At 66.1% G+C, this 19,147-nt stretch carries 21 protein-coding genes and 1 tRNA gene; 11 read left to right on the top strand and 11 right to left on the bottom strand.

What is annotated here, in order from left to right:
- Positions 1-12 precede the first annotated feature (12 nt).
- Entirely contained in the window at positions 13-456 is a 444-nt protein-coding gene (locus tag A37U_RS0137775; RefSeq protein WP_020501837.1) for a peptidase M4 family protein, read from the top strand.
- A 150-nt stretch (positions 457-606) separates the two neighbouring features.
- On the opposite strand, the gene A37U_RS47450 is transcribed toward A37U_RS0137775, so the two are convergent.
- Positions 607-2,076, bottom strand: coding sequence for a S1C family serine protease (locus tag A37U_RS47450; protein ID WP_020501836.1), 1,470 nt, complete (start codon positions 2,074-2,076; stop codon positions 607-609).
- A gap of 79 nt (positions 2,077-2,155) precedes the next feature.
- Positions 2,156-2,857, bottom strand: coding sequence for a histidine phosphatase family protein (locus A37U_RS0137765; RefSeq protein WP_020501835.1), 702 nt, complete (start codon positions 2,855-2,857; stop codon positions 2,156-2,158).
- A gap of 51 nt (positions 2,858-2,908) precedes the next feature.
- Here A37U_RS0137765 and A37U_RS0137760 point away from each other — a divergent pair, with 51 nt between their 5' ends.
- Genes A37U_RS0137760 through A37U_RS0137750 form a run of 3 tightly spaced genes read left to right on the top strand, consistent with a single transcriptional unit; the run spans position 2,909 to position 5,069 of the window.
- On the top strand, positions 2,909-3,871 hold the full coding sequence (locus A37U_RS0137760; protein ID WP_020501834.1) for an aldo/keto reductase: 963 nt from the start codon (positions 2,909-2,911) through the stop codon (positions 3,869-3,871).
- A complete protein-coding gene (locus A37U_RS0137755; RefSeq protein WP_157183300.1) occupies positions 3,868-4,842 on the top strand; it encodes a YncE family protein in 975 nt (324 codons plus the stop codon). Before A37U_RS0137760 ends, A37U_RS0137755 begins: the two co-directional genes overlap by 4 nt.
- Entirely contained in the window at positions 4,839-5,069 is a 231-nt protein-coding gene (locus A37U_RS0137750; RefSeq protein ID WP_020501832.1) for a DUF5703 family protein, read from the top strand. The genes A37U_RS0137755 and A37U_RS0137750 overlap by 4 nt, the downstream gene beginning before the upstream one ends.
- A 45-nt stretch (positions 5,070-5,114) precedes the next feature.
- On the opposite strand, the gene A37U_RS0137745 is transcribed toward A37U_RS0137750, so the two are convergent.
- Complete coding sequence (locus A37U_RS0137745; RefSeq protein ID WP_040589950.1) at positions 5,115-6,431, bottom strand: M20/M25/M40 family metallo-hydrolase; 1,317 nt, start codon at positions 6,429-6,431, stop codon at positions 5,115-5,117.
- 122 nt (positions 6,432-6,553) lie between these two features.
- Here A37U_RS0137745 and A37U_RS0137740 point away from each other — a divergent pair.
- Positions 6,554-6,642, top strand: a tRNA-Leu gene (locus tag A37U_RS0137740).
- Here the strand turns inward: A37U_RS0137740 and A37U_RS49220 are convergent.
- Genes A37U_RS49220 through A37U_RS50705 form a run of 6 tightly spaced genes read right to left on the bottom strand, consistent with a single transcriptional unit; the run spans position 6,621 to position 11,521 of the window.
- Positions 6,621-8,378 carry a recombinase family protein gene (locus tag A37U_RS49220; RefSeq protein ID WP_026198033.1) on the bottom strand — a complete coding sequence of 586 codons (1,758 nt, stop codon included), beginning with the start codon at positions 8,376-8,378 and terminating at the stop codon, positions 6,621-6,623. The two genes, A37U_RS0137740 and A37U_RS49220, sit on opposite strands and share 22 nt — an antisense overlap.
- Entirely contained in the window at positions 8,368-8,532 is a 165-nt protein-coding gene (locus A37U_RS52365; protein WP_157183299.1) for a hypothetical protein, read from the bottom strand. The genes A37U_RS49220 and A37U_RS52365 overlap by 11 nt, the downstream gene beginning before the upstream one ends.
- A complete protein-coding gene (locus A37U_RS0137725; RefSeq protein ID WP_020501829.1) occupies positions 8,522-10,660 on the bottom strand; it encodes an FtsK/SpoIIIE domain-containing protein in 2,139 nt (712 codons plus the stop codon). The genes A37U_RS52365 and A37U_RS0137725 overlap by 11 nt, the downstream gene beginning before the upstream one ends.
- Positions 10,657-10,986 carry a hypothetical protein gene (locus A37U_RS0137720; RefSeq protein WP_020501828.1) on the bottom strand — a complete coding sequence of 110 codons (330 nt, stop codon included), beginning with the start codon at positions 10,984-10,986 and terminating at the stop codon, positions 10,657-10,659. The genes A37U_RS0137725 and A37U_RS0137720 overlap by 4 nt, the downstream gene beginning before the upstream one ends.
- Entirely contained in the window at positions 10,983-11,330 is a 348-nt protein-coding gene (locus A37U_RS0137715; protein ID WP_020501827.1) for a WhiB family transcriptional regulator, read from the bottom strand. The genes A37U_RS0137720 and A37U_RS0137715 overlap by 4 nt, the downstream gene beginning before the upstream one ends.
- Positions 11,330-11,521, bottom strand: coding sequence for a helix-turn-helix domain-containing protein (locus tag A37U_RS50705; RefSeq protein WP_083934219.1), 192 nt, complete (start codon positions 11,519-11,521; stop codon positions 11,330-11,332). The genes A37U_RS0137715 and A37U_RS50705 overlap by 1 nt, the downstream gene beginning before the upstream one ends.
- 145 nt (positions 11,522-11,666) lie before the next feature.
- Between A37U_RS50705 and A37U_RS0137710 the strand changes: the two genes are divergently transcribed.
- The 3 genes from A37U_RS0137710 (at position 11,667) to A37U_RS0137700 (ending at position 13,969) form a co-directional block, all read left to right on the top strand.
- Positions 11,667-12,056 (top strand): helix-turn-helix domain-containing protein, encoded by a 390-nt coding sequence (locus A37U_RS0137710; RefSeq protein ID WP_020501826.1) that lies wholly within the window; start codon positions 11,667-11,669, stop codon positions 12,054-12,056.
- A 163-nt stretch (positions 12,057-12,219) separates the two neighbouring features.
- A complete protein-coding gene (locus A37U_RS0137705) occupies positions 12,220-13,338 on the top strand; it encodes an NsdA family TPR-like regulatory protein (protein WP_020501825.1) in 1,119 nt (372 codons plus the stop codon).
- 79 nt (positions 13,339-13,417) lie between these two features.
- Entirely contained in the window at positions 13,418-13,969 is a 552-nt protein-coding gene (locus A37U_RS0137700) for a GNAT family N-acetyltransferase (protein WP_020501824.1), read from the top strand.
- 11 nt (positions 13,970-13,980) lie between these two features.
- On the opposite strand, the gene A37U_RS0137695 is transcribed toward A37U_RS0137700, so the two are convergent.
- Complete coding sequence (locus A37U_RS0137695) at positions 13,981-14,523, bottom strand: NUDIX domain-containing protein (protein ID WP_020501823.1); 543 nt, start codon at positions 14,521-14,523, stop codon at positions 13,981-13,983.
- A gap of 412 nt (positions 14,524-14,935) precedes the next feature.
- Here A37U_RS0137695 and A37U_RS49215 point away from each other — a divergent pair, with 412 nt between their 5' ends.
- From A37U_RS49215 to A37U_RS52360, 3 genes are all read left to right on the top strand, one after another.
- Positions 14,936-15,418 (top strand): hypothetical protein, encoded by a 483-nt coding sequence (locus tag A37U_RS49215; protein ID WP_157183298.1) that lies wholly within the window; start codon positions 14,936-14,938, stop codon positions 15,416-15,418.
- A gap of 10 nt (positions 15,419-15,428) precedes the next feature.
- A complete protein-coding gene (locus tag A37U_RS0137680; protein WP_026198032.1) occupies positions 15,429-16,580 on the top strand; it encodes an NsdA family TPR-like regulatory protein in 1,152 nt (383 codons plus the stop codon).
- 215 nt (positions 16,581-16,795) lie between these two features.
- Entirely contained in the window at positions 16,796-17,512 is a 717-nt protein-coding gene (locus tag A37U_RS52360; RefSeq protein ID WP_157183297.1) for a hypothetical protein, read from the top strand.
- A 42-nt stretch (positions 17,513-17,554) separates the two neighbouring features.
- Here the strand turns inward: A37U_RS52360 and A37U_RS0137675 are convergent, their stop codons facing one another.
- The gene (locus A37U_RS0137675) at positions 17,555-18,880 is read right to left on the bottom strand and encodes an ISL3-like element ISPfr2 family transposase (RefSeq protein ID WP_026197714.1); all 1,326 of its coding nucleotides are present in this window, start codon (positions 18,878-18,880) and stop codon (positions 17,555-17,557) included.
- Positions 18,881-19,147 lie beyond the last annotated feature (267 nt).

Raw genomic sequence — 19,147 nt, 5'->3', positions numbered from 1 at the left:
ATCCTCGGCACCATGGTGGAGTGGCACGCGAACAACGCCGTGGACAAGCCCGACTACCTCATCGGTGAACTACTGAATCTCCGTGGGGACGACAAACCGTTGCGCTACATGGACAAGCCAGCCAAGGACGGCCGTTCGCTGGACAACTGGTCCTCCGGGGCGGGCAACACCGATGTGCACTATTCCTCGGGCATCGCCAACCACTTCTTCTCTCTGCTCGCCGAGGGCGGCGGAAGCAAGGTCATCGACGGCGTGCGGTACGACAGCCCGGCCGCGAACGACTCCGCCGTCACCGGGATCGGGCGCGACAAGGCCGCGCAGATCTGGTACACGGCGCTGACCAAATACTTCGTCTCCACGACGAACTACCGCAGCGCCCGTCAGGCCACGATCCAGGCGGCGAACGATCTCTACGGTTCGGGAAGCACCGAGGCCACCACCGTCGCCGCGGCATGATCGGCGGTGAACGTGAACGACTGAGCCCCGACAGCCGTGCGCCACGGTCGCCGTGTCCGGCGGCCGTGGCGTTCCCCTATGCGGCCCCATGATGCGACGTGAGGCCAGGGCGATGCGCGAACCCTGGCCCCACGTCTCGTGGATGAGAACTCAGTTCCCACCGAATCCGGGGATCCCTCCCCCGCCGTTGTCACCGCCACCGCCGAACGGATTGTCACCGCCGCCACCTTGGCCACCGCCGAAGCCGCCGCCACCGCCTTGACCGCCACCGAAGCCGCCGCCACCCTGGCCGCCGCCTTGACCGCCACCCTGGCCACCGCCGAAGGGGTTCTCCTGCTGAGGCGAAACCGTGGTCTGCTTGGTGTCGGCCGTGCTGCCGAGCGTCACATTGACCGTCTGCTCCGAGCCGTCCGAATGCTTCACGGTCACCGGAATCGCCTGGCCCGGCTGATGCTTGAGCACCTGCGCCATCAGGTCCGCGTACGAACTGATCGGGGTGTTCCCGAGTTTGGTGATCACATCGCCTTGCTTGATGCCCGCCTTCTCGGCCGCACCACCCGAACTCACCTCACCGAGCTGGGCCCCGCCGCCGCTGGCCGCACCCTGCGAACCGACATAACCGGTGACGCCGAGCTGGGGTTTGGTCGCCTTGCCGTTCTGCATGAGCTCGTTCGCGACCCGCTTCGCGGTATCGATCGGGATCGAGTAGCCGATCCCCTGCGCGCCGCCCTCCTGCTCCTGGCCGCCCTGGCTGTTACCGGCGAACTTCGCCGAGTTCACCCCGACCACCTGGCCGTCCATGTTCACCAGCGGACCACCGGAGTTGCCGAAGTTGATCGAGGCATCGGTCTGCAGCGCGTTGTAGACCACCGACTGGCCGTCATCGGTCTGCGCGGTGACCGTACGGGAGAGGGCACTGACGATCCCCGAGGTCACCGAGTCGGTGAAGCCGTACGGGCTGCCGACCGCCGCGACCTGCTGCCCGACCTTCAGGTTGTTCGACTGACCGAGCTTGGCCGGGGTCAGCCCACTCACCCCGTCGAGTTTGATGACCGCGAGGTCGTAGGACGGCGCGGTGCCCTTGATCGTCGCCGAGTACTTCTTGCCGTCCGGGCCGGTCACCTGGATGCGCCCACCATTGTCCGCGCCGGAGACCACGTGGTTGTTCGTCAGGACGTAGCCGTCCTGGGTCAGCACGATCCCGGTGCCCTCGCCCTGCCCCTGCCCGGTGGCGGTCTTGATGTCCACCGTCGACTTCAGCGCCACCTCGGCGGCGTAGGAGACCGAGCCCGGCTTGGTGCTCACGCTGCTCGAGGACTGGGGCTGCGAGGTCAGCAGCGGAGCGTCCGAACCACTCGCGAACAGCGCGCTACCGCCGACTCCCACACCGCCACCGATCAGGCCCGCGATGATCGCGGTGATCACGATCGGCCCGGTGACCCTGCGTTTCGGGCGCTCCGGTCCCGGAGCGGTGCCGATCGGCATGGTGTACTGCGGCGTTCCGGACTGCTGCTGCGCGGCGCCGTACGGCGGGGTCGCGCTGTGCTGCTGCCACCACACCTGCCCCTGCTGGGGCTGCTGCGGTTGCGGTTCGTCCTGCGGCGGCGTGTTCTCGGTCATGGTTCAAGGATGGGACCAGAACCTGAGAATCCGCGCAGAACCACCCTAGAACCGTCGCTGAATTTCCCGAGCGCGCTGCTCAGTTTCCGGTGGAACCGCCCACGACCGCGTCCGAGGAACCCCGCTTACGCTTCGACTTCGCCGATTTCGGCGCGACGATCCCGGACAGGTCCCCGCCGAGGTCATTGCTGCGCACCACGAACGGCCGGGTCTCGGTGAACCGCACGACCGAGACGGATCCTGGGTCCACCACGATCCGCTGGAACGAGTCCAGATGCATCCCGAGCGCGTCCGCGAGCACCGACTTGATCACGTCACCGTGGCTGCAGGCCAGCCAGACCGCCTCGGCGCCGTACTGTTCGCCGATCCGCGCGTCGTGCTCGCGGATCGCCGCGACTGCACGCGCCTGCATGGCCGCGAGCCCTTCCCCGCCGGGGAACACCGCCGCCGAGGGATGGGTCTGCACGACCCGCCACAGCGGCTCCTTGCCCAGCTTCTTGAGCTCCTCGCCGGTCCAGTCGCCGTAATCCACCTCGGAGAGCCGCTTGTCGGTGCGGGACCGGAGTCCGCGTGCCTTCAGCAGCGGCGCGATCGTCTGCTTGCACCGCAACAGGGGCGAGCTGCACACTTCCGTGATCGGCACCCCCTCGAGCCGGCCGACCAGGTCCAGTGCCTGCTCATGCCCGCGTTCGGCGAGCTCCACTCCGGGAGTGCGACCGGCGAGCACGCCGGCCCCGTTCGCGCTGGATTTCATGTGCCGTAGCAGGATCACCGTCGCCACGCCTTCCACCCTACGGCACCGGCCGATGCCGGGCGCATTACGCTTCAGCAGGTGCAGATTCGGCGGCTCGGCAACTCCGGACTTCGCGTCTCCCGCATGGCACTCGGCACCATGGACTGGGCGCGCGATACCGACGCCGACGAGGCGGCGAGTCAGCTCGTCGCGTTCGTCGACGCGGGGGGCACGCTCGTGGACACCGCCGATGTGTACGGCGAGGGCGAGACCGAGGAACTGCTCGGCAGCCTGCTCGGCGACCTCGTCCCCCGCGAGGACATCGTGCTCGCCACCAAGGCGGTGGCCAACCGCGGCACCGGCCCGTTCGGCGGTGGTGCGTCCCGCGGCTCGCTGCTCGGGGCGCTGGACGGATCGTTGCGCAGGCTCGGCGTGGACCACATCGACCTGTGGCAGCTGCACGCCTGGGATCCGAACGTGCCGCTCGAGGAAACCCTGTCCGCGATGGAGTACGCGCTGCGTTCGGGAAAGGTCCGCTACATCGGGGTGGCCAACTACACCGGATGGCAGCTGGCCACCGCCGGCTGTGCCCCCGTGCCGATCGTGTCCACCCAGCACGAATACTCGCTCGCCGAGCGCGGAATCGAACGCGAGGTCATCCCGGCCGCCGAGTACCACGGCATCGGGCTGCTGCCCTGGGCCCCGCTCGGCAGAGGTGTGCTGACCGGCAAGTACCGCACCGGCACTCCCGCCGATTCGCGCGGCGCCGACCCCGAATACGCGGGCTACGTCGACCGCCACCGCACGGAGCGTGTCGCTCGCATCGTGGAAGCCATCAGCACCGCCGCCGACGGCCTCGGCACCTCCCCGCTCGCCGTCGCCCTGGCCTGGGTACGGGACCGCCCCGGCGTGGTCGCCCCGGTGGTCGGTGCCCGGGACACCGCACAGCTGACCGGTTCCCTCGCCGCCGAAGACCTGACCCTGCCCGCCGCGATCCGGGCCGCGCTCGACGATGTGAGCGAGCCAGGATCCGGCTACCCGGAAAGGTGGCCACACTCGTGAAAATCGCCCGCCTCGCCGCGGCGCTGCTCGCCGGTGCGCTGCTCGCCGGATGCGGCAGCCAGGACAAGGACCCACTGCAGGTGGCCAACAACGCCAGCGCCGCGAAACCGGCGAGCGTGCCGATGAGCACACCGGCCAAGGGCGACCGCATCGACACCGGCGGCGCCGTGCTCGACACCCTCGCGGTCGGCCGCACCCTGTTCCTCGCACGCGCCGACGCCCTGCTGCTCTACGACCTCGACGACCTCTCCGCCCAGCCGCGCACCGTGAAAATGCCGGGCAAACCGGGCAAGCTCAGCGCCGTACCGGACGGCGTACTCGTTCCCGTAGGCGATTCGGTACTCACCGTGTCCACCGCGGGCCGGAGCACCCCTACCGAGGTCGGCGGAAAGCCCAGCTCGGCGGTGCTCCTGCGGGACGGACGCCTGGTCGTCGCCTTCCCCGAGAAGGACAGTGTCGGCGTCTTCCGGGACGGCAAGCGCCTCGCGAACATCACCGGCAAGGTCCGCCCCGAGCAGCTGTTCGCCGTCGGCGAGGAAGTCCTCGCCCTGGATCCCGTGCGCACCGCCCTCTACGACGTGCAGCTCGACAAACGCTCCTTCGGTACCGGTGTCCGCGCAGGTCAGGGCGCCGCACGCGGGGTCACCGACAACTACGGCCGGGTGCTCCTCACCGATGCGCGCAGCAACCAGCTCCTCGCCTTCGCCACCGGTCCGGTGCTCATGCGCCAACGCTATCCGGTCGGCAAGACCCCATTCGGGATCGCTTTCGACCCCACTCGCAAGCTCATCTGGGTTACCGTTACGGGAACGAATGAGGTCGCCGGGTACGCGGTCGGGCACGGCGAGCCGGAGCTGAAATACCGGTTCCCCACCGTCGGATCGCCCGACTCGGTGGCCGTCGACCCGCGCAGCGGTACCGTGCTCGTCGGTTCCGCTGCCACGGACGGATTGGCGGTGGTGCGGCCATGACCACGGAGGACGGCGACGGGGAAGGACATACCGTCGGCGACTGGGAATACCGGCCGCTACGCATTCCCGCGGGGATCTCCCGGCGCGCGGCGGCCATCCAGTTGTCCATCAACGCCGAGCTCGGCGGCTGGGAACTGTGCCGAACCTTGCTGTTCGCCGATGGCAGCAGGCACATGTGGCTGCGCCGCAAGCGGCCCCGGCACCTCATGCCCGGAATCATCGTCTGAACGAGAGCTGTTCCCGGTGTGCGGAACACCGGGAACAGCCTCCGGCTAGCTCGCCCGGATGAACCGATCCAGCACCCGGGTACCGAACTTCAGCGCCTCTACCGGTACCCGCTCATCGATACCGTGGAACAGCGCGCTGAAATCCAGGTCCGGGGGCAGCTTCAGCGGAGAGAACCCGAAATTGCGGATACCCAGCCGCTGAAACGACTTCGCGTCCGTACCCGCCGAAAGCAGATATGGCAGCGTGCGCGCACCCGGATCCTCCGCCACGATCGAGGCCTTCATCGCGTCCACGATCGCCCCGTCGAAGCTCGTCTCCACCGGCGGCAGCGCCAGCCACTTTCGCTCCACATCCGGGCCGAGCAACGCGTCCAGCTCCGCCTCGAACGCCGCCTCCCGGCCCGGGAGGATCCGGCAGTCCACGCTCGCCGTCGCCGTCGACGGGATCACGTTCGACTTGTAGCCACCATTGAACATCGTCACGTTCGCCGTGTCCCGGATCGTCGCCCCGACCATGCGCGCCAGATTGCCCAGCTTCCCGATCGAGCCCTCCAGATCATCCTCCGGGAACTCCATTCCGGTCAGCTCCGAGACACCGTCCAGGAACTCCCGGAGCGAGTCCGTCAGCACGATCGGGAACTCGTGATTGCCCAGCCGCGTCACCGCGGCCGCCAGCTTCGCCACCGCGTTGTCCTTGTGGACCATCGAACCATGCCCCGGGGCACCGTGCGCACGCAGCTTCAGCCAGCGGATCCCCTTCTCCGCCGTCTCGATCAGATACGCCCGGACACCGTCCCCGAACGTCACCGAGAACCCGCCGACCTCACTGATCGCCTCACTGACCCCCTCGAACAGCTCAGGGCGACGCTCCACCAGCCACGAGGCACCGTACTGACCGCCGGCCTCCTCATCCGCCAGGAAAGCGAACACGATGTCCCGCGGCGGGACGATGTTGTGGCGCTTGTAATGCAACGCCAGCGCCAGCATCATCCCGTCCATGTCCTTCATGTCCACCGCGCCACGGCCCCACACATAGCCGTCCTGGATCGCACCCGAGAACGGATGCACCGACCACTCCGACGGTTCAGCCGGAACCACATCCAGATGACCGTGGATCAGCAGACCCGGACGAGTACGGTCACTACCCTCCAGCCGAGTGATCACATTGTGCCGATCACGACCACCCGACTCCACATATTCGATCGCGTAACCGGCCTCCGTCAGCTTCGTCGCCACGAACTCCGCAGCCGACCGTTCACCGACCAACGTCTCCGGGTCACCCGTATTCGTTGAATCGATCCGGATCAGCTCACTCGTCAGCGACACAGCCTCCTGCTCAGCCCGCTCTATCTCCGGACTCACGGCCGCCACCTGCTCAGACACGGTTCTCCCTCAGTTGCCGGGGGTGGGTTACAGGGCCCATTCAACATGCGCTACTCTAGTCCTCGTTCGCAGGGAGCGGGCAGGACAACTGAATAAGCCAAGTCGGAGTGGCGGAATGGCAGACGCGCTAGCTTGAGGTGCTAGTGTCCTAATAATGGACGTGGGGGTTCAAGTCCCCCCTCCGACACCAGCATTAGCTACACAGGGCCTTACAGTGCAGTGTACTAGTGATTCACCTGGTTCATATTTCAGTTCAAGTCTCACTTTCTTGTAAATTTCCGCGAGAGTCGCGGGTTTGGTATTTTTCAACTGCGGTCCTATCTCGCCGAGATAATCGATTGCCGCATAAATCTCGGCTCGACTCAATCCCTTCGGTTCCGGGTTACTGTCCACTGTGGCCAGTGCCGCCGCCCGGTCGGCTTGGGCGTCGTTGATGGCGTCCACAAGCGCGGCCGGGTCCACGCCTGCCTCGATCGCCGCCTGGTGCCGTTTCAGCTTCGCCTCGGCGTCCTTGAGTCGCTGCTTCGCGGCCTCGTAGCTGGCCCGATCGGTCGACTGGCTCGCCGATGCTTCGAGCGCGGCGACCGTCTCATCCCGGTTCTCCGGCGCGAACAGGCGACCGAGCCATGCATTGATCGGGTCGAGAAGCATCTTCTCGCGCAGGTTCACCGTGCGCGGGTGCCGATCCACGACTTGCGAACCGGGGGTGAGCGTGCGCGCCGAACACCGGTAGTACGCGCCCGAGCGGATCGTGGCTCCCTGCATCTTCCGCTGGCACACCCCGCACCGGATCAGCCCGCGCAGGATGTAGAGGCGAGTGGTACGGGGCGTCCCGCGCTCGGCCTTGCGCGCGGTCGCCAGTCCCCCGGCCGCCTTCGACCGCCGCAGCAACTGCGCCTGCGTGAAGGTCTCCACACTCACGATCGCCGGATGCGCGGGCCTACGCGACCGCACAACCGTAGTGGCGTCGGCCCGCCGCAACCGAGTCACGTACCCGGCCGCAACATCATCCGGGTCAAGCAGCGTTTCGTGCCGAGTGAACCGGCCGAACACCGCGTAGCCCGTGTAGCGCGGGTTGTCCAGGATGGCCCGCACCGTGTTGCCCTGCCACCCATTTTGCTGCCGGTGCCGATTCTGGTCCGGCCGACGCGCCGAGGGACACGGAGTACCCTCCAGGTTCAGTATCCGCGCGATGGCCCGGTCTCCGTTGCCGTCCAGGTACTCGGCGAAGATGCGCCGCACCACCTCGGCGGCTGGTTCATCGATCGCCAGCACTCGCAGTCGGTGCCCCTCGGCGGCCTTGCTCGGGTTCGGATGCGGCCCACCATCAACGGTCACATAGCCGTACGGCGCGCGCCCGCCTTGGTGCCTACCCTCATTCACGACCTGCGCATCCATCGCCGCCCGCACCCGCGCCTGCACGTGCTGGCGTTCCGACTCGGACATCCCACCGAGCACGGACATGAGCATCTTGTGCGACGGGTTGCGCGGATCGAACCGTCCGCCCAACTCGGGCACCCACAGCTCGACACCGTGTGCCGCGAAGCGCGGAGCGATCAGCGAGAACTGATTGCCGAACCAACACCGGGTGCCCTCGCCGACGACGACGGCGTTCCACCCACGGTTCGGGTTCTTGAGCGCGGCCAGCAGGGCCGATGCTTCCCGCCGCCGTTCCCAGGGCACCGACCGAGACTGACCGATATCGAAGTAGCGCGCCGTGACCTGGCCGCCGAGCGGTTCGATGAACTTCGCCGCGTTGCCCTCCTGCCACGCCCGCGAAGTCTCCGGGTCCTGGTTGTCCTCCGTCGAGCACCGCCCGTACAGTGCGACCGGGCCGACCCGTTCGGCGTCCATGTCCACGACCGTCTCGACCCCGAGCAGTTCGTCCAGCGTCGCCCACTCGTCGCCGATGATTTCAGCGGTCACGGTCCACCTCCTCGCCCGGCAGTTCCAGCACGGGTATCTCGGTCAGCTCGATCAACGCGGCAAGCAATGCCCGCGCCAACCCTGGCGTTACCTCCGGCAATTCAGCAGGTAATACTACCTTGACACGCGTCTCAGGCATACGGTTACGGCTCATCGCCATCACCACCGTCAACCGGGCCGTTGAGGTCCGACCTTTGCCGCGCACGGTTGACAGCATCGCGGATATCAGCGGTTCGGTAGCCGCGTACGCGGCGCTGTTCCCCGTCTTCGCCGGTCACGCGGTCGCGAACGGGCGCGCAGCCGAGTTCGCCCATGTCCTTGCCGAAGCTGGTGGCCTCCAGTTCGAGAGCTTCGACAAGCTCGGCGGTCGGCACGAACTCCCGGCCGTTGGCGTTCTCGTGCAGGTAGAGCAGCACCGCTGCCAGCGGCTCAGGTATGCCGGACAGGTCCGGCCCGGTCTCGACCGCGCTAGCGGTGATGACCCCGGCCATGTTGGCGGTGCCGAGCGCGGGCGCGGGTTCCTGGCCGATGGCATGCCCGGTCAGCGTCCCCGCCCGTTCGCGTAGTTCCCTTCCGCGTTCACAGATGGCTCGCCAGTCGTCGTTGGGCATGAAGTACGTCCGCACGGTCATCGCGAGCACGTTGTCCCCGGCCTCAGTCTCCCCGTCTGGACGGAGGATGCCCACTCCCTTGTGCGTAGCCAACAGCCGCGAAGAATCAAAACCGCGCGCGTTCATCTGTTCGCCAAGGATGATGTTCGAGTCGCGCCAGTCCATCACCCGCAAGGCGAACCGGGAGCCGAGCACCGCGCGCAGCCGGGAGGGAATCGTGGTCGAGTCCGGCCGCTGAGTCGCCAGGATGACCACGATCCCCGCCGCTGGCCCCTTCTTCGCCAGATAGGTCAACAGGTCGGCGATGTACGCGCCGAGGGTGGTCTTCTTCCCGCCGACATCCACCTTCGTCGCGTCCTCGAGGTACACCTGGACTTCATCGATGATCACGGCCGTGATCGGCATGCCCAGCGCGCGCTCTGTCGAGATAGCCGGGGTGATCTTCGATTCCGGACACACGTCATCGTCCAGCGTGGCCATCCGCGCGAACCGCCGTTGTGTCTCGGCAACCAGCTCCACGAGCCCGTCCCGCACGGCCTCAACATGCTCGGGTTCGTCACCGGACACGAACCGATGTGCCACGGTTTCGGCCGCGCGCCAGTCCTTGCCGCCCTTCCCGTCATAGACGTACAACATCGTGAACGGGTCCAAGATCAGACCGGCCGCCGCGAGCCGTGCCGCGAATGTCTTGCCCTGCCTCGGAATCGCACCCACGAGCAACGACGTCCACACCAACGGGAGGTCAATCTTGCGGTCCCGCGCATCCCGGCCAAACGGCACCGGTTGCCATGCGTTCCACGACTCCATGACGACCAGCGGATTACGGATCGGCGGCTTCGCGTACGGGTCATCGTCGGCAACCCACATCGCCACCCGCCCAGCATGCCCACCACGGCCACGCACCCGATCCACGATCAGCTGAACCTCATCAACCGCCAGCGCCGAAGCCAGCGCTTCGCGATGCTTGATCACATCCGCCGCCTTGCGCGTAGCCGGGAGGTCCACAACCACCGCCCACCCGTCACCTTGCCGGTTCGCGCGCTCGACCAGGCGCAGCCACTCGTCTTTGCCGATCAGCTTCGCGTCTCGAAACGCATCCACCAGAACACCAGGGTCCATCGTCCACGTCAGCGAACGCGGACCCGCCAGCACGGCCTTGCGACCGGGCGCGCCGTCCTTGCGGCGTCCGGTGATCGCCAGCGCCACCGAGCCCGTGCCGAGCAGCGCCCAGACTGCCGTCCATCCGTAGACGACGACGCCGACCAGACCCGCAAGCAGTGTCACGGCGACCACTGCTCCGGTGACCTTCCAACGAAACAGCGTCAGCGCCCGTATCTCGGTCCACTTATCCGCCAACTTCTCCGAGCTCTCGGCAGCCTCGCGGAAGTCAGTGACCTTCACCCACGATCGCCACGACCGCAGCGACAGCACAGCACCACGCGCCGTGGCTCGCAGGAACCAGACCGGCGAACACGCCGCCCGCGTCAACAACTCCCGAACCGCACGACCCACGCCTTGCCACGAACACAACCACTGCGGAACCCGCCAGCGACCCGCCCGCGCGGCGGAAAGCTCAGGCCGCGCGGCGTCAGCCTTAGGCGCACCATCATCCACGAACTCACCGTCGAGCACGGCAGGCACCACCTCGGTGCCCTGCTCCTCACCGCTCATCGCCGATCACCACCCCGGCGTCCGCCCTCGACAGTGGTCACGGTCAACGCCCAAGCCAGTACGTACCCTGCGAGCAGGTCCGGGATGCCGAGCGCACCGACGATCAGGAACGGGTTCGCCGAGTACGCCAACAAGGCCCACTGCACGCCACCGAACACCGCCCCGGCCAAGGCCACCCGACCGGCCAACGTGGCGAGCTTCGCGCTCTCCCTCGCCGCAGTCGCAATCCGCTTCGCCCGACGAACGCTGGCTCGCCACACCAACACCACGGCGAGCAGCACGCCAACGGCAGCGAGCACTTCCAAGGGGGAAAGGGTGATCATCATCGCTGACCACCGCCCCACTGCCGAGCTCGGCGTGCCCGCCAGATGGGATACAGGTCCCGCCGGTCCTCATCTGGCAGCGCACCGAACACTCCTATTTGCATGGGTCCTGACCAGCGCAGTTCCAGTTCTAGGCAGGCTTCCTGGAACATGCAGCCCGAGCACAGCCGCTCGGCAAGGTTCCGGTCACTGACCTCTTCACCCGTCAGCACAGGCGGTTCCGGCTCGGTCATCGCGACCATGCACGCGCCCTCGGCGCCGACCGCCTCGGCGAGCTGATCGGTAGTGGCCTCGGTGAACCGGTCAAGCCGGTCCGCGATCTGCCGCAACCTGTCGTGACGTTCCATCACCGACCACCCCCGCCCAGCAGGCGGGTCAGGTCCCTTGCCGCAATCACCGGGCGGCCGTGCCGATCAATCGGGCGCAGCACGCCACGGCGGATGGCGCGGTGGACGCGCCACTCTTCGACGCTGAGCATCGCGGCAACCCGGCGAATCGTGTAGTAGTTCGAGCTTGCAGAAGACAGAGAAGTAGCCATAAGTGAATTCCTAAGAACAAAAAGAATGATTTAGTCGCAATAGGCCGCTGATATTAGCGGAGCGAGAAGAAAAGTATTCCCGGTTCGTGCGAAACGCGATAATGGTGCGCTAATCTCGGCGCTCAGGCGGAGCACGGAGGGATACGTGACGGAGAATTGGGCGGCGGTCGCCAAGGCCATCAACGACCGGCTCGCCGAGCTCGGTATGCGCCAGCGCGAGCTTGCCGAACGCTCGCAGGTCTCCCAAGCGATCGTCCGGGAGTTGCAGCGCAACACCCGGAATCGGCAGCGCAGCGCGCGCACGCTCGAAGCTCTCTCGACCGCCCTCGAATGGCATCCCGATCACCTGGCCGCGGTACTCGCCGGCCGGACGCCACTGCGTCCCCACGACACCGGCGAACCGGGCATCGACGAGATCCGTGACCGCCTCGGCGCGATCGAGGATTCCCTTACCACCATTACGAAGCAGCTCGCCGAGATGAACGCCAACCTCGCCGCGCAGGCTCGGCCGGTGTCCCGACCGTCGAAGCGGTAGGTGCGCCGTGTGCGCCGCGCTGCTGGTCCCGGCTGCTTGGGGGTTTCCGTTCGTTGTCATGCCTCTAGGAGACGGCAGCACAGGCCGTCGGCGCAGGTGGCGCACGTTAGCGGCGACCGCGCTAACCTCGCAGGTCACACCGGTTATCACAGGGCTTGCGGCCATGCCTGACACCAAGCTCAAGCAGGCTCGCTTACGCCGCAACCTCAAGGCGGATGCCGTCGTCCGGATGATCCTCGAAATGTCACCGCGCTTCGGTGTCACCCCCACGTCCGAAACCAGCATGAAGACAAACCTGTCCCGCTGGGAAAACGGACGCCAACAAGTCAGCGAGAAATACCGGCCAATCTTTCGGGAAATCTACGGACGCGAAAACGAGCAATTGGGCTTGCCGCCCGATCCGGAAGAAGATGACGAGATAGCCGAGTTGCGGGAGCGCATTCAAATCGCCAGCTCGGTAGACGCGGGGATGATCGAAGCAATCCGTCAGCGCATCGACTCGATGCGGTACACGGACCGCAAGCTCGGCGGCCCTGGCCTGCACGACGACCTCCATAACCTGATCACGCAGATAGAAGGGCTGCTGAACTACAGCACCGATATCGGCCAGCATGCGACGCTCGCCGGTGCGCTCACCGAGGCGTCCACCCTTGCCGGATGGTTCGCACTGTCTCGTAACGCGGTCGGGCAGGCGTGGAAGCACTACGAGCGCGGCAAGCGGGCCGCGTACGAATCCGGGAACACTGCCCTATTGGCGCACGCCACCGCAGAGCAGGCCGTCGTGCTTCTCGATATCGGCGAGCCCGAGAAGGCCGCGCGGCAGCTCGAACACGCGCGCGCACTTGCCGCGCATCAGGTCTCGCCGCTCCTCGGGGCATGGCTCGCAGCGGCACACGGCGAAGGGCTCGCGGCCATCGGGAATCGCGCCGCCGCCCTGCACGCCTTCGAGCAAGCAGCCGAACTGCTGCCAAGCGATCCGGTCGACCCGCAGCTCCCCTTTGTGTTCCTCGGTGGAACGCATCTCGACCGATGGCGCGGCAACGCCCTCGTGCGCATCGGAGACACGGCCGCCATCGACGCACTCACCGATGCCCTCGACCAACTACCCGACGACTTCGCCCGCGCCCGCGTCGGCATGCTCGTAGACCTCGCGTTTGCCTACGCCGCGACCGGCGATCACGCGGCCTCACAGTATCACGCACGCCACGCTCGACAGCTCGGTCGCCAGCTCAACTCCGACCGCCACCTACGGCGTCTCAGCAGCCTCACCCTGCCGAGCTAGAGAACCTGCGGCGCCGTTTGTCGGTGCCCCGTGGATGATGGAACACGGTCGAAATGATCACGGGGGCGGAGGAGGAGACGTGGCCGAGAACGAGCGCCGGGTGCAGTTGCGGGATGTCGAGCTGGGCGACATCGAAGCGTATGTGCGCATGCGATGCGATCCGGACATGATGGCCGAACTGGGCGGACCTATGCCCCGCGAAGGCGTCGAGGACAAGGTGGCCCGCGACGTCCGGGCCGCTACATCGGGTACCGACTGGATCAAGATGATGGTCCCTGACGGGGCCGAACCCGGAGTCGTCGCGGGAAGCGTGACGTTGTGGACCCACGACCAGGGCGGCGAACCGATATCCGAGATCGGCTGGATGGTCCTGCCGGAGTTCCAGGGCCACGGACTTGGGAAGCTGGCCGTCCGAATGCTGCTCGACATGGCCCGTGACGATGAGAGGTGGGGGCTCGTACACGCCTTCCCGGCGACATCGAACGCCCCATCGAATGGCATCTGCCGCTCTCTCGGTTTCAATTTTGCTGGGGAGCGAGAGATAGCCTTCGCCGACCGTGTTCTGCGATGCAATCACTGGGTCATCGATGCCGCTGCCCCGGCCGCATGGCCACAAGACCCGAGTACCTGACTGGACCAGTCTTAACGCGATGTCATATAGTGCAACAGCGAAACCAGCGTGCCTGCGCCGAGTAGTTCCTGCCGTGCCGCAAGCTCGTTGACCTTCGACAGGGGTACCCATTCGACGCGGCCGACTTCCTCGGTGTCGGTCGGGTCGCCGATGTGCTCGGCCCCGCGCCACAGGTACACGTCCACCGGCGCGGTGACCTGTCCGGGCAACGGTTCGAACGTGATCAGGTGCTCGGGTTCGCCGAGTGGCTTCCAGCCGCTTTCTTCCGCCGCCTCACGCGCGGCCGTGCCCGCCGCATCCTCGCCGTCATCGACCATGCCGCCGAGCAGTTCGTATCCCCACTGCTGCGTCGGGAAGCGATAGCGCCAGAGCATCAGCGCCTCGTCGTTGTCGTTGACGATCAGCGCGATAGCGATGCGCGCCAGGTGCACTACGTGGTATTCCCAGCGCTCGCCGTTGGGTGCCTGCACGTCGTTCAGGCCGACCTGAACCCACTTGTTGTCGTAGACGAGCCGTTCGCCGTAGGTCTGCCAAGCGCCGCGTTCATCCGTCACCCCGCGAGCCTATCCACCGCTCATGCAACGCCGCCATGTCAGCTAGATGGCAGCTGCAAGACATTCCATCTGCGCAGCTCAGACACGACGCTGTACGCATCCCGAGATCACGGGTCAGCGGCGGGAGCGGACGAGGACATGCCCCGCTCCCGCCGCGCTTCCATTCCACCTCCTGAGGAGCGAACGACGATGGCCACGGCCGCGCACCGGCTCTCACTATGCTGGGTCACCGACACCACCGGAACCGAGCACGCCGTTACCGGTACCGACATGGCCGACACCATCGCCGATCGGCTCGGCGAGTACCGAGGAATCTGCGGCATCCGCTTCCATCCCGCATCACTGGCCGCCTGCCCGACGAGCCGCTGTCAACGCTGCACAAATGTGCTTCGCATTCACCGAACCGAGACCCTTGGACGTCACTGTGCTGCCTGACCAGCCGATCCTGCGTGTCCGTCTCCGCAAGGGGCTGGTCGGAGAGAGCTGTCGCACCGTTCACCTGGTTCCGGTTCCCGACCATGTACCGGACGAGCTGACGGCATTCTGCGGTGAGACATTCGCACCTGGCAGCATCGACCTGCTGTCTGGGTTCAACGGGATGCCCTGCTTTGCCTGCCTCAATCAGCTCGGGCTCTCGGAACACTTCGCCTTAGTTCCCGGCATCTGGCCCGTCGTCGTATTCACGGTCCAGCTTCCGCAGCAATTCAGCGGCAAGGTGCTGGACCAAGTCTTCGAGCAGCGAGACGTGGCGCTCTATCCGGTCGAGCCTCGCCGCAAGATCACGTTGCTCATCGTCTGTCATAGTCCGCGCATCCCAGTCTGTCCCGTAGCATTGCCAGCTAAAACCATCGTTCATATGACATACTTTCAGCGCAACGACCTGCGGATGACATGATGAGGACACGATGGCGAGCACCCACCGAGCACGGCCGCCGCGTACCGTGCTCGAACAGCTCATTCGTGAATGGCGCATGACGCGGAAAGAGTTTGTCGAGTATGCCGACCAATTCGCACGTGAGCATGGCGAGTCCGGCACACTCGGGTTACGCCACCTGCAACGTCTCCTGGCTGGTCACGGCCCGAACGGCGCGCCCCTCGGAGCGCTGTTGCCTGACACTGCGCGCCTGCTCGAACATATCTGTGGGATGTCGACAGACGAGCTGCTTTCCCGTCCGCAACACGACGACGAAGGCGAAGAGCTTCGCGACCGCATCAGGTCGGCCGCCCGAGTTGACGTGAGCACGGTAGGTCTGCTGCACGAACAGCTCGACGGAATGCGCCGACTGGACCGTCAGCTCGGCGGCGTCGTAGCCCATGAGGACGTGTGCGCCAAGCTCCGACAGGTCAGCGACCTCCATAGCCACAGCATCACGCCGGGGACACGGGAACCTCTTGCCGCCTTGCTCGCCGAGCTCGGCACGCTCGCCGCCTGGCAAGCCCTTGACATGGGCAAACTCGGCGAAGCATGGCATCACTACGAGGATGCCAAGAGAGCCGCCGCCGAGACTACCGACCCAGCGTTCCGCGCTCACACGGCCGCCGAACAAGCATTTGTGTTGCTCGACCTCGGCCAAACCACCCTTGCCGCCGAGCTTCTCGGCGAACTCCGCAACAACACAGCCTGCCCTCCCCTGCTCCGCGCCTGGCTCGCCGCCGCGCACGGCGAAGCGTTCGCCGCCGACGGGCAGCGCTCGGCAAGCCTGCGCGCCTTCGATGACGCCGCCGCCCTACTACCCACCGAGGACGATGCGAACAGCGACGGGGGTCCATACATCGTGCTCGACCCTGTACACCTCGCCCGCTGGCGCGGCCACACCCTCGCCCGCATCGGCGAACCCCAAGCGATCGACGTACTCACCGGAGCACTCGATCAACTCGACCCAACATTCACCCGCGCCGCCACCGCGCTACACGTCGACCTCGCAGCCGCCTTCGCACGCCAGCACGACGCCCAGAACACCCGCGCGCACGCCGAGCAAGCCACCCGCAACGCGGACGTCATCGGCTCCCGCCGCCAACTCCGCCGCCTCGAACGCCTCACCGCCGCACTCCGGTAACGCACCCAGCAGCTACCTGGAATCGCAAGAATCCTGTAAAGTGATGGAGCGCCGAGCGGCTCCAGCGGTACTGGAGCAAGCAGTGCGAATACTCACGACAACGCCGCTTTGGTGGTACCTCGGTCGGTATGCCGCTATCCCGTAGGTCCGAAGTGTTCACGTCGCAAGCTCGACCGTGCGCGCTTGTCACAAACCGTATAGAGGAGATCCCTGAAGTGAACGTAAGGACGATCGAGCGCTTTCTCGTACATAAGACCCCCAGCAAACATCGGTTTTTCGCCTTGATCGACGGTACCCTTGAGGCCGTCACAACACTCGGCGAACAGGACTTCGGCTTGACCGAGGAACTGCATCAAGCCATGAACGAGGTACTCAGCAGCGGAAACGACGCCTCTCTCGCTGCGGTCACGAATAAACTACCTAACGCTGTGAGCGTGGGAGTCCGCCAGTATCTTCCTGAGGGGTACCTGCCAGAACTGGGACACTTCGGCGGTCGCGGTGCGGCAATTTCTACAATTCAAAGATTGTACTTTAATGATAGCGAAGTAAGTCGCGATGAGATTTTCGAGATGCTTGAAGCGACCTATACTTTGACACTCGGAGTTCGAGCAGAAAACCAACGTCTCAGCAATGGAAAAAGGGAATGGTTCCTGTGTTTGATGCATGACAGCCCTATATCCTCATCGGAGGACCCGCGCACATGGTCGTTGCCGTCCGATGTCCCTGTAGAGCAGACATGGACATCTTGTCTCCATACCGGGAACGGACTAGACGAAGCGTGGTCTATCGCCCTCGATGGCAATGAGCGGGATCGATGGGTCCGCATTCACTTGAGCGAACATCTTGAAAGCGATGACAGTGGGACATGGGAATGGATTGTAGACGTCTTCGACGCGATTCCACCACTGTCACCTCTTGACGACGAGGAGTGACCCCTACTCCGAACGTGACAGCTGGGACAGCTGATTAGGGGCTCATCCCAATCGGGGGTGTAGGAGTTGGGGTCTGAAGCCGCCGGTCTCGAGCAGGCTTCGGGCGATGTAGTTGGTCAGGTTGCGGAACCCGAGTGCGGAGCCGCGCAGGTGTTCGAGCCGTCCGTTGAGCGCCTCGGTCGGCCCGTTGCTGGTGCCGGGTCGTTCGAAGTAGGCGAGCACGTCGGCGGCTCGCTTCTTCAGGGTCCGGCCCAGGGTGGTGAGCTCGGTGAGCACCTTGGGGACGCCGGCGCTGAGGTCGGTGATCAGCTTCTCCATGAGCTCGCGGCCACGTTGCCGGTCCTCGTGGCGATAGGCGGCGATCATGCGCTGGTAGACACCCCAGGTCGCCTCGACCTCGACGTGAGCGTCATCAACGAACAGCGCGCGTAGCCTGTCGCTCTGCTTGTCGGTGAGCAGGTCCGCGCCGGTGTGCAGCGTGCGCCGCGACTTGTAGAGCGGGTCGTCCCTGAACCCACGGTGCCCGTGGATCGCGAGTTGGACCCGGCGCCGGCACCTGTCGAGGGCGTCACCGGCCAGGCGCACGACGTGGAAGGGATCCATCACCGTGACCGCGTCCGGGATCTCCTCCGCAGCGGCGGTCTTGAACCCGGTGAAGCCGTCCATCGCGACCACCTCGACCGCGTCACGGAAGGCGTCGTCGCGGTCGGCGAGCCAGGTCTTGAACGCCGCCTTCGACCGGCCCTCGACCATGTCCAGCAGCCTTGCTGGGCCGGCGCCATCGCGGACCGGGGTGAGGTCGATGATCACGGTGACGTACTTGTCGCCACGCCTGGTGTGGCGCCAGACGTGCTCATCGACGCCAATGACCTTCACGCCCTCGAACCGCGTGGGGTCGTTGATCAGCAGCCGATTGCCTTCGGCCAGGACCGCGTTGTTGGCGGTGTCCCACGCGACCCCGAGTCCCTCGGCGACACGGGCGACGGTGAGGTGTGCGACCACGATCCCTTCCAGCGCCCACCGCAACCCGGTGCGCGAGAGCTTCGCGCGTGGCTCCGCCGCGGCGCTGGTGTCTTGGCGCCACACGTGTCCGCAGTCGGCACAGCGGTAGCGGCGCACTACAACTTCCAGCACGGTCGGTCGCCAGCCCAGCGGCTCGTGGGCCAACCGCCGGATCACGGTGTCACGAGCAGCGCCTTCGCTGCCGCACCGTCGGCAAGACTGATCTGGTTCCACCACGCGGCACGCGAGGACCGCACGATCCGGTTCAAGTCGTTGCCCGGTCACGCTCAGACCGAGGCCGTCGAGTCGAGCGAAGGCGGTCAGGTCAGGGCGGCCGAAGCCGGCCGGCGGGGTAGCGTCGGACACGTCGAGGTCTTTCGGATGGATGGCGTAGGAACCTCCATCGTCGGGAGACCTCGACGTCTATCTGCGGACCGACGCGCCCGGCCGACCTACACCCTCATCTGGGAAGAGCCCGCAAAGCCGACGTGATTAGGTCGTCGGTTCGATTCCGACAGGCGGCTCCGGCGAACCGCCCCTGACCTGCGCAAACGCAGGGCAGGGGCGGTTCGGTTCTGGTGGTCGCGTGACCGCGGCCAGTGAATGATCCCCAGTGGCGGCCGTTTATGGCCC

Source organism: Sciscionella marina DSM 45152, from assembly GCF_000379465.1.
Classification (GTDB): domain Bacteria; phylum Actinomycetota; class Actinomycetes; order Mycobacteriales; family Pseudonocardiaceae; genus Sciscionella; species Sciscionella marina.
This window is presented reverse-complemented; position numbering and strand designations above follow the sequence as displayed.

Coding starts and splice junctions, on each gene's coding strand:
- A37U_RS0137775 (WP_020501837.1), top strand. CDS start 13: ATGGTGGAGTGGCACGCGAACAACGCCGTGGACAAGCCCGACTACCTC.
- A37U_RS47450 (WP_020501836.1), bottom strand. CDS start 2,076: ATGACCGAGAACACGCCGCCGCAGGACGAACCGCAACCGCAGCAGCCC.
- A37U_RS0137750 (WP_020501832.1), top strand. CDS start 4,839: ATGACCACGGAGGACGGCGACGGGGAAGGACATACCGTCGGCGACTGG.
- A37U_RS52365 (WP_157183299.1), bottom strand. CDS start 8,532: ATGAGCCGTAACCGTATGCCTGAGACGCGTGTCAAGGTAGTATTACCT.
- A37U_RS0137725 (WP_020501829.1), bottom strand. CDS start 10,660: ATGAGCGGTGAGGAGCAGGGCACCGAGGTGGTGCCTGCCGTGCTCGAC.
- A37U_RS0137720 (WP_020501828.1), bottom strand. CDS start 10,986: ATGATGATCACCCTTTCCCCCTTGGAAGTGCTCGCTGCCGTTGGCGTG.
- A37U_RS0137715 (WP_020501827.1), bottom strand. CDS start 11,330: ATGGAACGTCACGACAGGTTGCGGCAGATCGCGGACCGGCTTGACCGG.
- A37U_RS50705 (WP_083934219.1), bottom strand. CDS start 11,521: ATGGCTACTTCTCTGTCTTCTGCAAGCTCGAACTACTACACGATTCGC.
- A37U_RS0137705 (WP_020501825.1), top strand. CDS start 12,220: ATGCCTGACACCAAGCTCAAGCAGGCTCGCTTACGCCGCAACCTCAAG.
- A37U_RS0137680 (WP_026198032.1), top strand. CDS start 15,429: ATGGCGAGCACCCACCGAGCACGGCCGCCGCGTACCGTGCTCGAACAG.